Origin of the sequence: Pseudofrankia inefficax (genome assembly GCF_000166135.1) — a bacterium.
Lineage (GTDB): Bacteria > Actinomycetota > Actinomycetes > Frankiales > Frankiaceae > Pseudofrankia > Pseudofrankia inefficax.
Genome location: NC_014666.1, coordinates 4,820,646 through 4,833,802, shown reverse-complemented (window position 1 = coordinate 4,833,802; position 13,157 = coordinate 4,820,646). Strand labels below are relative to the sequence as shown.

13 protein-coding genes are annotated in these 13,157 nt (G+C 70.6%); 5 read left to right on the top strand and 8 right to left on the bottom strand.

Annotation, left to right across the window (positions count from 1 at the left end):
- Positions 1-43 precede the first annotated feature (43 nt).
- Both FRAEUI1C_RS19670 and FRAEUI1C_RS19665 read left to right on the top strand, forming a co-directional pair.
- A complete protein-coding gene (locus tag FRAEUI1C_RS19670; protein ID WP_041259525.1) occupies positions 44-898 on the top strand; it encodes a glycosyltransferase in 855 nt (284 codons plus the stop codon).
- Between the two features lie 71 nt (positions 899-969).
- On the top strand, positions 970-2,100 hold the full coding sequence (locus FRAEUI1C_RS19665) for a class I SAM-dependent methyltransferase (RefSeq protein WP_232425056.1): 1,131 nt from the start codon (positions 970-972) through the stop codon (positions 2,098-2,100).
- Positions 2,101-2,278: 178 nt separating this feature from the next.
- Here the strand turns inward: FRAEUI1C_RS19665 and FRAEUI1C_RS19660 are convergent, their stop codons facing one another.
- The 6 genes from FRAEUI1C_RS19660 to FRAEUI1C_RS19630 all read right to left on the bottom strand — a co-directional run bounded on the left by FRAEUI1C_RS19660 (position 2,279) and on the right by FRAEUI1C_RS19630 (position 8,616).
- A complete protein-coding gene (locus FRAEUI1C_RS19660; RefSeq protein ID WP_013425084.1) occupies positions 2,279-2,896 on the bottom strand; it encodes a nucleoside deaminase in 618 nt (205 codons plus the stop codon).
- Positions 2,897-2,914: 18 nt separating this feature from the next.
- On the bottom strand, positions 2,915-4,003 hold the full coding sequence (locus FRAEUI1C_RS19655; RefSeq protein ID WP_013425083.1) for a Rieske 2Fe-2S domain-containing protein: 1,089 nt from the start codon (positions 4,001-4,003) through the stop codon (positions 2,915-2,917).
- 532 nt (positions 4,004-4,535) lie between these two features.
- Entirely contained in the window at positions 4,536-4,997 is a 462-nt protein-coding gene (locus FRAEUI1C_RS19650) for a GNAT family N-acetyltransferase (protein WP_232425055.1), read from the bottom strand.
- A 167-nt stretch (positions 4,998-5,164) separates the two neighbouring features.
- Positions 5,165-6,076, bottom strand: coding sequence for an aminoglycoside phosphotransferase family protein (locus FRAEUI1C_RS19645; RefSeq protein ID WP_013425081.1), 912 nt, complete (start codon positions 6,074-6,076; stop codon positions 5,165-5,167).
- A 129-nt stretch (positions 6,077-6,205) separates the two neighbouring features.
- The gene (locus FRAEUI1C_RS19640; protein ID WP_232425054.1) at positions 6,206-7,381 is read right to left on the bottom strand and encodes an HNH endonuclease signature motif containing protein; all 1,176 of its coding nucleotides are present in this window, start codon (positions 7,379-7,381) and stop codon (positions 6,206-6,208) included.
- A gap of 764 nt (positions 7,382-8,145) precedes the next feature.
- Positions 8,146-8,616: a hypothetical protein gene (locus tag FRAEUI1C_RS19630; RefSeq protein ID WP_041259518.1), complete on the bottom strand. Its 471-nt coding sequence runs from the start codon at positions 8,614-8,616 to the stop codon at positions 8,146-8,148.
- Between the two features lie 569 nt (positions 8,617-9,185).
- Between FRAEUI1C_RS19630 and purN the strand changes: the two genes are divergently transcribed.
- Entirely contained in the window at positions 9,186-9,851 is a 666-nt protein-coding gene (gene purN / locus FRAEUI1C_RS19625) for a phosphoribosylglycinamide formyltransferase (RefSeq protein ID WP_013425078.1), read from the top strand.
- Between the two features lie 505 nt (positions 9,852-10,356).
- Positions 10,357-10,767, top strand: coding sequence for a nuclear transport factor 2 family protein (locus tag FRAEUI1C_RS19620; RefSeq protein WP_013425077.1), 411 nt, complete (start codon positions 10,357-10,359; stop codon positions 10,765-10,767).
- Positions 10,768-10,920: 153 nt separating this feature from the next.
- Here the strand turns inward: FRAEUI1C_RS19620 and FRAEUI1C_RS19615 are convergent, their stop codons facing one another.
- Positions 10,921-11,538 (bottom strand): NAD(P)-dependent oxidoreductase, encoded by a 618-nt coding sequence (locus tag FRAEUI1C_RS19615; RefSeq protein WP_013425076.1) that lies wholly within the window; start codon positions 11,536-11,538, stop codon positions 10,921-10,923.
- A gap of 104 nt (positions 11,539-11,642) precedes the next feature.
- Between FRAEUI1C_RS19615 and FRAEUI1C_RS19610 the strand changes: the two genes are divergently transcribed.
- Entirely contained in the window at positions 11,643-12,029 is a 387-nt protein-coding gene (locus FRAEUI1C_RS19610) for a winged helix-turn-helix transcriptional regulator (protein WP_013425075.1), read from the top strand.
- Between the two features lie 43 nt (positions 12,030-12,072).
- On the opposite strand, the gene FRAEUI1C_RS19605 is transcribed toward FRAEUI1C_RS19610, so the two are convergent.
- Positions 12,073-13,134: a Rieske 2Fe-2S domain-containing protein gene (locus FRAEUI1C_RS19605; RefSeq protein WP_013425074.1), complete on the bottom strand. Its 1,062-nt coding sequence runs from the start codon at positions 13,132-13,134 to the stop codon at positions 12,073-12,075.
- Positions 13,135-13,157: the final 23 nt, after the last annotated feature.

The window sequence follows — 13,157 nt, the reverse complement described above, 5'->3', positions numbered from 1 at the left end:
CCCTGTTTCCGCCCGGCCCGCCCGTTGAGGTAGCACTTGGTTGGTGCAGCCTCTCTCGGTCGTCATCGTTCACCGCAACCAGCCGGAGCGACTCGTCGACACGGTCGACGCGTTCCGCGCGCAGGACCTCCCTGTCGCGATCACGATCGTCGACAACGGATCCACCGTCGTGCCGCCGGTCGAGGCCGCCGACGTGGCCGTCGTGCTGACCGGGGGCAACCTCGGGTTCGGGCCGGGGGCCAACATCGGCTACCGCAAGTTCCTCGCCGACCCGGACGCGGGCGAATGGGTGGTGCTCGCGCCGCACGACGCGCTGCCCGAGCCCACCTGCCTGAGCCACATGCTGAGGGTGCTCGCCGACCAGCCGCGGGCCGGGCTGGCCTGCGCCGACGTCGGCGACGGGACGACGCCCGTCGTGGACCCCTACTTCGGCGGGATCCTCGTGCCCGCGAGCGTCGACGCGGGCTGGGAGAAGGTCGGCCACCCGCACGGCACGCTGATGCTCGCGCGGCGGGCCTGCCTCGACGAGATCGGGATCTTCGACGAGCGCTACTTCGCGTACTGCGAGGAGGCCGACCTGGCGCTGCGGGCGCGGGACGCCGGCTGGGAGTCCGGCCTCGTCCGGGGCGCGATGGTCAAGAACGCCTACGTCGGCTCGACCGCCGCGGTGATCGACTACCTGCAGCTGCGCAACACCCTGCTGATGGTGCGAGAGCACTCCGGGCGCTACCACGTGTTCATCCGCTTCTGCATCGCGCTGCTCGACCTCGCCACGGGCGCGGTCCTGCCGGCCCGGCGCGGACCGTACTGGAACGTCAGGGCCCGGCTGCGGGCGCTCGCGGACTTCCTGCGCGGCCGCTACGGACCGCCGCCGCCGGACCTGCTCGCCCAACGCTGACGTGGCCGGGCCGCGACCGGAGATGGCGGACTGGCATTCGCCTGGGTCGCGGCCCGCGCCATCATGGCCTGGTGGTGGCTGGGGAGGAAGCAGGCGCATCGGTGCGGCCGGCGCTGACGGGTGAACAGACCAGGCGGTGGGAGACGATGCTGAGCACGCTCGTCGGCCTGCTGCCGGCCGGTGGCGTCGGGGTGCTCGTGGACGGCGTCGAGGACGGCGGCCTGACCGGCGCCGTCGCCGACGGGCTCGCCGAGGGCCTGCGCCAGGCCGGCCGGGACAGCCACCGCCTGGCGGGTGACGAGCGTGCCTGCGCCGGGCCGGCCGCGCTGATCGTGGACCCCGCCGCGTCGGCCGCAGACCCCGCGGCGTCGGCCGCAGACCCCGCGGTGTCGGCCGCAGACCCCGCCATGTCGGCCGTGGGCTCCGCCGTGTCAGCCGAGGACCCCGCGGCCGGCTGGGACGTCGTCATCCGGCTGCGCAGCCGGTACAGCCGCCGCGCGCACGACGGGCGCGCGGCGGACATCGTCATCGACGTCGACGATCCGGACTGGCCGGTGATCCGCCGGGTCGCGGCCGGTCTCGGCGGCGACGGGCGCTGGCACGTCCGGGAGAGCCAGGCGTTCTTCGGCATCCGGGCCGCCGGCTGGGACACGAAGTTCGGCGACGACCTCCCGGCCTACGCCGCGGCGGTCCGCGAGCTCGGGGTGCGGCCCGGGGCGGCCGTGCTCGACGCCGGCTGCGGGACCGGACGGGCCCTGCCCGCCCTACGGGAGGCCGTCGGGCCGGCCGGCCGGGTTCTCGCCCTGGACGTGACCCCGGAGATGCTCGCCGCGACCCGCCAGGCCGGGCGCGGCGACGCGGCCAGCCTCGTCCTCGCCGACGCCCGCCGGCTGCCGCTCGCCGACCAGTCCCTCGACGCCGTGTTCGCCGCCGGGCTGGTCCATCACCTGCCGGACATGGCCGCGGGTGTAGCCGAGCTCGCGCGGGTCAGCCGCCCCGGCGCCCGGCTGGCGATCTTCCACCCGTCCGGCCGGGCCGCGCTCGCCGCCCGGCACGGCCGGACCCTGCGGCCCGACGAGCCACTCTCGGCCGCCCGGCTCGGACCCCTGCTCGCCGCGGCCGGGTGGCGGCTGGACGGCTACGACGACCCGCCGCACCGCTTCCTCGCCGTCGCCACCCGCGACGGACAGCCGGCGGCATAGCGCACTCACGGTCAACGTCCACGCGTCGCCTTGATCGCCGTCTTGGCCCTCGGGTGGTTGCGAAACGGACCTGGTTACGACCATTGGAGGGCCGAACGGCGATCATGGAACGCGGAACCGTGCTTCTGCGGCGCGGAGCTTCTGCGGTACCGCGCTTCTGAGGCGCCGGAACCGGGCGCTAGGCGCCGCCGCGTCGGGCGTTGTAGACGACGACGTCCGGGCGGCGGCCGTAGTCGGCGAAGACCTTCAGGGCCTCGTCGCGCAGGATGTCGGTCCGCACGGTGATGCCGCGGCCGGCGAACTGCTCGGCCCAGTCCTCGCGCATCGGGCCCTCGTCGAAGCCGGTCAGCGTCTCGATCTCGTCACCCGACCCGGCGATCGTGAGCAGCTGGACGCCGGACCACATGGTCGCTCCGTAGCACATGACGCAGGGCCGCCAGTTGACGACGAGCTCGACGGGGGTGCCAGCGGCGCTGAGGTCCCAGCGCCCGAGGCGGGCCTGGGCGAAGGACAGGGCGACGACCTCGGCGTGCATCGACGACAGCCCGGTGTCGAGGACGAGGTTGACGCCGGCCGCGTGGATCTCGCCGGTGTCGGGGCTCGCGACGACCGCGGCGAACGGCCCACCGTGGCCCTCGCGGTGGTTCCGGTCCGCCAGCCGGTGCACGAGGCGCATCCGGTCCTCGACGTCGGGCAGCACGGAGCCGGCGGCCCGCACCTCCTCGTCCACCCAGGCCGGCAGGGTGACGGTAAGCGTGGTGGTGACGGGACCGGTGCTGCTGGTGTTGGCGTTCACGCGGGGTGGCTCTCCCTGTCAGGCGGTGAAGAAATGACTCAGGCCCAGCGCGCGCAGACCGCGGCGGTAGGCGACGGAACTGCGGTCGGCGGGGATGTTGACCTCGATGCGAGGGTCCAGCGGCAGGTTCTCGGGCCGCTGGGCCTCGACGATCGCCCGGTCCTCCTCGAAGATCCGCAGGTTGAAGTCGAAGATCTCCTGGTCGGGCTGGCCGGTGTCGAAGTTCTTCGCGATCGGCGCGAACATCCTGGTCCGCCGGGCGGACACCGGCGAGGCGGCATTCATGATCGACAGGCGGCCCTCGCCCGGGAAGTGCACGACCAGCGTGGCCGTGAACGGCAGGTGCGCCTCGAAGTGCCGCAGCCAGCGGAACCCCGGCTCGCCCCGACGGCCGCCGTGCGGGTAGTTGCCGACAGTGCTCCAGTAGTCGGCGGCGAAGCCGTTCTCGGTCGGCGTGGGGGAGTACTCGGGAACCTCGGTGTCGTTCGGGTCGCCGAAGGTGGCGGTGTGCACGAAGGCGAAGTGCGCGACGTCGAGGAAGCCCTCCACCTGGCGCCCGGCGAACGCGGCGACGTCGAACGGCGGGCAGGTCACCCGCTGGAACGCGGGCTCGTCCCAGTGCGGCATCCGCGGAATCGCCGTGCCGTCGGCCGTCGCATCGGCCGTGCCGTCGTCGCCGCCCTCGGCCCAGCCGGGGCGTAGACAGGTCCAGACCAGTCCGTAGCGCTCGACGGCGGGAAACGTCGTCAACGCCATCCGGGCCGGGATCTTCGCCTGAGGATGCGCCGGGATCGCCACGCAGGCACCCGCGGCCCCGAACCGCAGGCCGTGGTAGGCGCAGGCGATGCTCTGCCCGTCACCGGTGGCCATCGACAGCGGGACCCCGCGGTGTGGGCAGATGTCCCGGGCGACCACCACCTCGGCGCCGGACCGGTAGATGACCAGTCGCTCGTCGAGAAGCCGGGCCGCGACCGGCTGGTCGCCCACCTCCCGGGACAGGGCGACGGGATACCAGTGCTGAGCGAGGATCGCCCAGTCGTCGGGCTCGAAGGAACAGTCGGTCGGCAGCGTCACCGGCGCGGCGGGCGCGGTGAGAACGTCGGCCATCGGAATGCCTCGCAGGATGTGAGCCGCGCGGTGAGCAACGCGGGACGGAAGGATCGGCTGGTGCCGGCCACGGCACGAGATGCGGCCGGCATGAGTGCCCGGCCGGCCTGAGCCCGGGTCGGCCCGAGCCCAGGTCCGCCTGAGGCCTCGGTCGTCCCGAGGGCCCGGTCGTCCCGAGGGCCCGGTCGTCCCGAGGGCCCGGTCGTCCGGAGGGCCCGGTCGGCACGAGGGCCGAGGCCGAGGGGGCCGCTGAGCCAGGCCGGTCAGAGCCCCTCAGGCGCCGTGCGCGATCCGTCCGCGAGTCCAGGCGTGCCGGTGAACATGGCGGCGCATGTCGACGCTGCGATCCTGCGTCATCCGATCCTGGGTCATCCGGCACACCTCCGTCCTGTCGCGTGGCTCCCGACTCTCTGCCGCCGGCGTTACGTACCGGTGGCGTCCATCGAAAAACCGCGTGTCGCCCGATCCTCCCCAGGCGCGCTGGAGGCATCGTCGTCGCTCCATCACCGTCCGGTCGGGCCCGGCGTCGGCGTCAGCCAGAATCCACCAAGGCGCGTCGAAACTTCATCATGGGTTTGCCGGGGCCGTCGTAATCCGGGATCGGGCCGTCCACGGTGAAGCCGAGGGCGCGGTGGAAGGCGATGGATCCGGCGTTGCTGGGCGCGGTGATCGCCTCGACCTCGCGACAGCCGTGGGCCGTCGCGCTTCGGAAGAAGTCCTCGTAGAGCGAGCGGGCGAGTCCGGTGCCGCGACGATCGGGCCGTACGCCGACGAAATGGATGTAGGCGACGCGCGGCCGCGACGGCGAGTGGAAGGCGACGAGGAAGGCTGCCAGCCCGCTGTCATCCTCAACGACGCGGCTCGAACGATGGAAGTGGTCGAGGAAGAGGCGCGAGAGAGCTCCGCGGACGGGCCGTCCCCACCAGTCGTCCGTGACCGCGGCGATGGCGTCATAGTCGTCGGGCCGAGCTTCCCGGACCACGAAAACGCACACACGCCCGAGCATGCCCGACTGTCGGGCATCGCGCCGCCGATGGCGAACCGGCGCCGCGTCGTTCCGGGACCAGCGGGAATTCGCGGGGCGCCGGCCGATCGCCGAGCCCGTGCGTCTGATCCGGCCTCGTGCCTGCATGTCCAGGGCCGCCGGCCGGACCGCGCGAGCTACGTCAGCGCCAGGTACTCCGCTGCCTCCTTCAGGTGCCGCCGGACCACCGGCTCCACGATGCCGTCCTGGGATGGGTCGTCGATCCAGGTGGTTGCCTGTTCGAGATACCACTCAATGACCCACAGACGATGCCAGCCAAGCGCCCAGGCCGCCGCCGGCACGCGGCCCCGAGGCAGCGTCGCCTCCGGCGCGCCGCCGGCGGCCACATACGCACTGATCAGCCGGTCGAGCGCGTCGACGTCCGGCGGCCCGGTCGTCCCCTGCCAGGACGCCAGGTCGAGGAGCCCAGGACCGACGAAGGCCCGCGCCCAGTCGAGCAGCCGCCACCCCGCCTGGCCGATGTGCAGGCTGGACGGGTGGAACTCCGAATGGCACAGGCCGAACGGCGGCACGGCCGCGCCCGTTGCCCGTTGGTCGGCGACCGCGGCGAGAACGCCCAGCAGCACGCCGAGATCGTCGGTGTCCAGCCAGCGGCCCCGCGACCGCAGTTCCATCAAGCTTGTCAACGCCCGCCCGGGCAGGTCCGCCAAGGCCGCGACGTCGAGGACCGGCAGGCCGGCCGGCGGCCTCGCGCCGTGGGTGACCACCGCGCCGACCGCACCCTCGGCGTCCGTGGCCTCGCGTTCCGGGTCGCCGAGGTCTTGGAGCAACATCCCGAGATGCGCGTCGCGCTGCACGCTGGCCAGTAGACCGGCAACCGGTACGTCCTGCCGCGCGAGTGCCCGCAGAACGCCCGCTTCGCCGGTGAATGGCTCCCGCACGTATTTGAAGATGACCTGGCCGCCGGACGGGAGCCGGACCCGTTCCACGCCGGACATCGCCCAGCCCCGGACCGGCGAGCGTGCCGCCTCGCCTTCCTCGCCAATCTCCGCCAGCAGCGCGGCCAGCAGCGACGCGGAGTCGTCCATGTACCAGGACCGTCCTTTCCGTGAGTCGTTTCCTGGCGATACGGCACACCGGTGGCGGCGCGTTAACGGGACGCGTCCTACCGGCCGATGGGCTGGTTGAACGAGGAGTCGGGCCGACAGATATGGCGATCAGAATGGGCAGCGGACCTCGGAGGGGGCTCCCTGGGCAGGGACTTCTGGTCGGGGTCGTCGCAGGCCGGTGTGGTCGTTGTCGGGTGAGTCAATGAAGGCGGCCGCTTCTTCCTCGTTCGTTGTCGTGTCCGTGGTGAAGGTGTGGTGGGCCGGGCTGGTCCAGACGAAGACGCCAGGTTTGGGCTGATCGAGAGTCCAGCCGCCGATGTGTTTTGCACGGTGATGGCGCCTGCAGAGGAGGCCCAGATTGTTCAGGGCGGTGCGGCCGCCGTCGGAGTGGGCGATGGTGTGGTCAATGTCGGTGTGAACCGCGGGCATGCCGCAGCCCGGGAAGAGACATCGTGTCTGCTGGTGGCGGATCAGGCGGGCGAGCGCTGGGGTGGGAACTCTGCGGTGGCCGAGATCGAGAACGGTCCCGGTCGCCGGGTCGGTCAGGACGCGGCGCCAATGGGCGTCGGCGGCCAGTGCGCGGCCGACCTCGGCCGGGATCGGGCCGTATCCGAGGAGTTCCGTGGGATCCTCGTCCAAGCCGGCCAGCGTGCCGACAGGGGCGATGACCTGGAGTTCGACGCTGACGAACTCCCGGCGGTTTCCCAGGAGCAGGGCGGTGAGGACGTCGGCGCGGCGGGCGTCGATCGGGCGGGTGTCGCCGTCAGCGTGGGCGTCGGTGCCGGCGATCCGATGGATCCGGTCGTAGATCGCTTGGGCGTCCTCGGCCGTGAGGACCGCGGTCAGGAGCGCCAGGCCGTCGTCGAGGGACTGGATATCGATCCTGCGCTCGGACTTGGCCTGCCGGCGTCGTTTCGCGGCGGCGTCCGGGTCGATCCGGGCGACGAGTCGGTGGATCTTGCGGCGCCACTGGGGCGGAGAGGCGAGTCTGCTGCCGGCGAGCATCGTCGCCTCGACCTTGGCACGTTGCCCGGCGGTGAGGCAGGCGGTGAGCCGGTGCAACGCCATGAGCCGGGTGCGGTCGAGCAGGCCGGCGGTCAGTTCGGCGAGCGAGTCAGGCAGTTGATGGGCGATCTCCCAGGCGGTGGCGAGCCGGGAGGACATCGTGCGCGGTGACTGGCCAATCTCGGCGGCAAGTTCGTCGGCAGCGAAACCCGAATACGGGTCGCCCTCCTCGTCATGGCCGCTGTCGGGACTGGGCGGGCGGAGTCTGGCCAACTGCACCTGGGCATGAATCGTCAGCCCTTCCAACCGAGCGGTCAACCGCGCCAACCGGCGCGCCGCCGCCAACGTCGCCGACGCGTCAAAGAAGGCCAAGCCGCCTAGCACCTCGTCGAAGACCGCGTCGACCGCATCCAGCTGTTCCGTCAGGTCGGCGCCGGGCCCGACACCACTTCGGGGAATGGCCTCGGGCGGGCGACCGAGAAGCGGAGGTGTGGATGGCTGGGAAACAGGACAGGAAATAGCGGACGACGGGGTGCAGGCCGCGACCGATTCGAACATGAATTCATGATACCGCCGGGCCAGAAATGTGCAAGCGGCGGGAATGGTGGCGTGTGCCTACGGAATGTCGATGCCCGAAACCGCCTATTCGCGATGAAAATGAAATTCCATGGACCGGTTGCCGGAATCGCTGACCGAAAAGATGGCGCGCCGTCGTATGGTCCAATGCCGCGGCTTCAAGCCTGAGACACCAGCCCCGGCCGGCGCCGAGGTCAAAGAGGTCGAGCCCGGCGAGGTCGAGGCCGGCGAGGTCGAGGTCGACGAGGCGACCGGGAGTTCAGACAGCGACGGACCAGGGGACAGCCAGCACCTTCCTGGCTCATCTCACGCCCTCATGGCGTGCGAGAAGTCGCGAGATTTTCACGCGCTTTGCGAGGCTCGCGGCGACGGTCAACCTGGACGGATGGTCCTCCCGGCGAGTCTCCAGCGGTAGGCAACGGAGTTGGTGACCAGGGCGAGGCTGTTCGGGCGGTGCCGACTCTCGCTCAGGTAGTCAGCCTGGTCCCGGCGACCTGGAGTCGGTACTCCCTACCGGCAGCGTCGAGGAGCCACAATCGGCCACCATCCCATCGGGCACGTTCCACGACCTCGCCGAGATCGAAGCGATCCGTCTCGCTTCCGCCTACATGCCGGCGGACGGAGGTCTCGCAGACCAGCAGCCAGCCGGCGTCACACCGGAAGGAATAGAGCAGGTCCTCGTCGACCCTGATTACGTCCGGCCTGCCGATGCCTGAACCCGGAAACGCGAGCAGCCCCCGCGCAGACCAGACCCACAGCGCACCGTCGACGGCCCCGAAGGACAGCGGGCGCCAGCCCGATTCCTCGAACGACCACTCGAACCCGCCGTCCATCGTGACGGTAACGACCAGGCTGCGCGGAGCGTCGACTCGACACTCTCGCACGGTGAAGACGCGATCACCGACGATGAACACGGTCTCCACCTCCGGTCCGATCATGGCGTTGACACACTGAGCTGGACAACCCGAGGCGGGCCCGTCAGCACCTGCTGGCAGCCACCGGAGCCGAGAACGCCTCGACCCCCCTCGGGAAAGCGCGCCTCGCTCACGTGCCACCCCGGACGACCCGGGCCCACCCGAACGACCTGATCTCCGACATTCCTGACGCCCCGACACCATCCCTCACACCGCGATCAGACTGACCAACACACCGGCCGACGAGACCCGACTCAAGATTGTTACCAATACCTGTACCTCCTGTGCGGGATTCAAGGCGCCCGTCCGGGGCGCGCGCCGTGCTCGGCTGGGACCGTCGGCCCGCCACGCGCCAAGGCCCCGCCTCGCCCCGCTCGGCGCCCCGGACGTGTCGTCTGCCACGATGCGTCGGCGCGTCGTCAAGAATCTGCGGCTGGGAGCGCGCCACGCCGTCTCGCTGGTCCGACCGACGCGGGTCCGCACAGAGTAACGGTCTGAGACCACGCATAAACTCTGTGCATGGTCGCTCTTTCGTTCCAGTTCGGACCTTCCATGGTCACGACGACGGGTCCGGGGCACCGAGGTGCCAGGTCGTGACTGAGTTTCGCGTTGCCGTGTTCGCGTCACATGAGGGGACCAACCTGCGGGCTTTGCACCGAGCCTCCCTCGAACCGGGCATGGCATACAGCGTGGCTCTGATCCTGAGTAACAACAGGGACTCCGGCGCGCTCTCCTATGCCCGAACCCATGCCATACCGGCCGCGCACCTGTCAGGATTGACCCATCCCGATCCCGTCGAGCTGGATGCAGCCATCTGCGCTCTCCTGCGCGAGCAACTGGTCGACCTGATCGTTACGGCCGGCTACCTGAAGAAGATCGGTCCGCTGACACTTGCGTCCTACGCCGGCCAGATCATCAACGTTCACCCGTCCCTGCTGCCGCGACACGGCGGCCAAGGCATGTATGGCCGCGCTGTGCATGAAGCCGTCCTCGCGTCCGGCGATCCCATGACCGGCCCCTCGGTCCATCTCGTCACGGCCGAGTACGACACAGGGCCTGTCATCGCCCGCCACGAACTCCCGGTACACCCGGATGACACCGTCGAGAGCCTCGCCAGCCGAGTCCTCGCGGCTGAGCACGACCTGCTGCCTGCCGTGGTCCAGTATCTCGCCGCACGCGCGATCAGCCGACCAACGCCCGCGGAGTCCGTCAGTACGCCCTGCGACCCGGTCGGCGCAGCGGACGCGAACCCGGCGTGACCGCGACCGTCAGGCGCGAGCAGACGGGCAGCGTCGCACGGCGGGTAACATTGACGGCCCATTCCCCGGCGATTCCAATGGTCTAACGGAATTCGGCCGGAATCAAGCGCGCCTACTAATGCGCCAAGTTCGGCGCACATGGGGGGATGGGACGACAAATGGGAGAGCCGAAGACAGTCACTCCCAGGAGTTGGCCCGGGCGGCACCGAACCCGCAGAGGGCCGCCAGGCCTACATACAGAAAGAAATACCGCACAACGTCCACGTCGTCGCACTGTCCCGCGGTCGGGCTCGAGAGGGGCCAGCGTGTCTGGCCGGGAGTAGGCCCAGGTCGTCGGAGGGTGGTTCACCGAGTCGACTCATCATTGACAGTGATGAGAGCGGCGGAGGTTTGGCCGTTGAAGCGGGCGCAGGATGCGGGTCCACTGTTCCCGTGACGTCACCTCACGGCCAACAGATCGTCAGCCACGCATTCACGTACCGCTCCCGTGAAAGGTCGTTCTCCCATGAGCGCCACCGAGACCACCCGTGCTGTCGTCGCCGCCTATGTGGCCGCGCTGGGGCGGGGTGACCTGACCGCGTTGCGGGCGAGCTTCGCGCCGAAGGCGACCTGGACGATCCGCGGCGATCTTCCGGTGGCCGGCACCTGGACCGGCGCCGACGAGATCCTGGACGGATTCCTCGCCCAGGTCGTCGCCACCCTGGACCCCGAGGTCGCGGTGACGCAGACCCTGCACCGGATCGTCGCCGATGGCGAGTACGCCGTCGCCGAGTGGACGAGTCACGCCCGGGCCCGCTCGGGCGCGGCCTACGACAATGACTACGCGGTGCTGTTCCAGGTACGCGACGGCCTGATCGTCTCCGTCCGCGAGTACTGCGACACGTCCTACATGAAGCGCGTGCTCTTCGAGCAGTGACCGCGTTCGCGCCGTTGCGGTGTCCGCCGCGTCCCTGCCGGCTTCACGCTCGCGCATGATTGCCGTCTTGGCCCTTGACTGGTTGTTGTCGGGCTGCGATTGCGACCATTTCAGGGCCCAGACGGCGATCATGCGCAAGCGGGCGCGCGGGCGCTAGCGGACGCTGACCGTGCTGCGGTGGTGGCGCGGTTTCTCGATCTCGTCGAGCAGCGCGACCGCGAAGTCCGGATAGGTGATCCGGCTGTTCGCGTCGCCGTGCTCGGCGATCCGGTAGCGGCCGGTGCGTGGGCCCTCGTGGTCGAAATCCCCCGCGGGCGCCATGTAGACCCAGTCGAGGCCGCAGGTCCGAAGCTCGTCGAGACCCGCCGCGTGCCCGAGCGAGAAGGACCGATACTCGTTCGGGTAACCGGGCTCGTCCATCAACGCGGAACCGGACGCTCCGGGCAGGACGGAAGCCAAACCGACGACGACCAGTCGGCCGACGCCGGCTTTCGCCAGTCCGGCCGCCAGCGCTCGGGATGACGCGGTGAAGAACTCGTGCGCGGGTACGGACAGGTCCGCGGCGGCGCTGATGGCGACCTCCTGACCGGCGGCCGCCCGTTCGACGTCCGCGGCGCTGGTGACATCACCCGCGATCACCGAGGCGTCCCGAACCTGGCTGTGTCTCGCCGGGTCACGGACGACCGCGGTGACCTGGTGGCCACGCCGAAGCGCCTCGGAAACAGCCCGCCGCCCCGCCCGTCCACCCGCGCCGAACACCACGATGTTCATGCTGGAAACCGCCCATCTCCAGGGCCTGCGCTTCCTGCGCCGGCCGGCAGGCGGACGTTATGCGGGACGATGGTTACCAACCGGATACCGGCTACGGTGAGTCTATGAGGGACCCGCTGCCCGCCGACCTGTTCGACGAGCTCTGCCCGTCGTCGCTCAACCCGATCCGTTTCGGTGACAAATGGACGGCGCTCGTCATCCGCTGCCTCGAAGACGGCCCGCGCCGCTTCTCCGAGCTGCGCGTACCGCTGAGCCGGGTCACTCCCAAGGTGCTCACCCAGTCGCTGCGGGCCCTGGAACGCGACGGCCTGGTCATTCGCACAGTCCGCCCCGAGGCGGCCCGTCACGTCGAGTACGAGCTGACCGGCCTCGGCCGTAGCCTGCTGGAGCCGATGGCTGCCGCCTGCGCCTGGACGGCGGAGCACTGGGACCAGCTCCTCGACGCCCGCGAGGCCCACGACGCCGGCACCAGGCTGGACCGCGCGGGCTGAGCCAGCGATCCCGGCCGCGCCAGGCTGCCAGGCCGCCAGGTCGCTACCAGGAAGGAAGCCAGCGGCCGGTGACCAGGTCGGTCCACAGGCGCCGGATCGCGAGGCTGTTGCGGTCGGCGCGGGCGTGGACGTTCAGGTGCGGAGCGAGCGGGAACGGCGTCGGCAGCAGGTCGAGCAGGGCACGGTCCTCGCTTTCCACCGCGACGTCGAACGCGAGGATGTCGGCCGCCGGCCGGTCCTGTTCGGTGTCGGTCCGCAGGACCAGCTGCACCAGGCGGCAGCTCTCGTCGTCGACCGGCGTGATGGCCTTGACCATCAGATGCCGCAGGCCGTCCGGATAGGTGATGTGGATGTGCCCGAAGAACGGCGCGTAGAGCGTGGAGACCGTGGTGCGGGTGGTGGTGCCGAGCTCGCCGGGCCTGGAATCGACGTTCACCTGGCCGAAGGTGCGCAGGCCGTAGGGTTCGCGGGTCACCTCGGTGTCGGTGAGCTCGGCGCGGTCCGGATTGCCGAACGTGTTGCGGTGGACGAAGGCGACGTGGCCCGGGTCGAAGTTGTTCTCCAGCAGGTGCATGGCGGTGCAGTCGAAGTCGAACTCGTATTCCGGCACCCGTCGCCAGGCGGGGTCGTCGTATTCGGGAACCGGCGGGATGTCGGTGACCGGATCGTCGGACAGGCAGATCCACACCATCCCGTACCGTTCGCGGGCCGAGACCATGGTCAGGCCGCTTCGCGTCGGGTGCGGAGCGTCGGGGAACTGCGGAATCCGCTGGGTGCGCCCGGCCCGGTCCCATTCCCAGCCGTGGTACGGGCAGACGAGATGGCAGTTCGCGACCCAGCCGCGTGACAGCGGCGCGTCCCGGTGCGCGCACCGGTCCAGCGCCGCGCTGACCGGGGCGTCCGGCGACGGCCGCCACAGCACCAGGGGAGTGCTCAGGATCGTGACCGCGACCGGTTCCGCGTTTACGTTGTGCGCGAAGCAGGCCGCGTACCAGAAGCGGCGAAGGACCGGATGCTCGGAGACCACGAGATGGTCGGGCCCGTCATGCCGCGTCACGCGGTCCGGGTTCTCTCCGGTGGTGGAGTTCTGTAGGGCGGCCCTCATGGCAGGGACTGTCCTCCGATGGC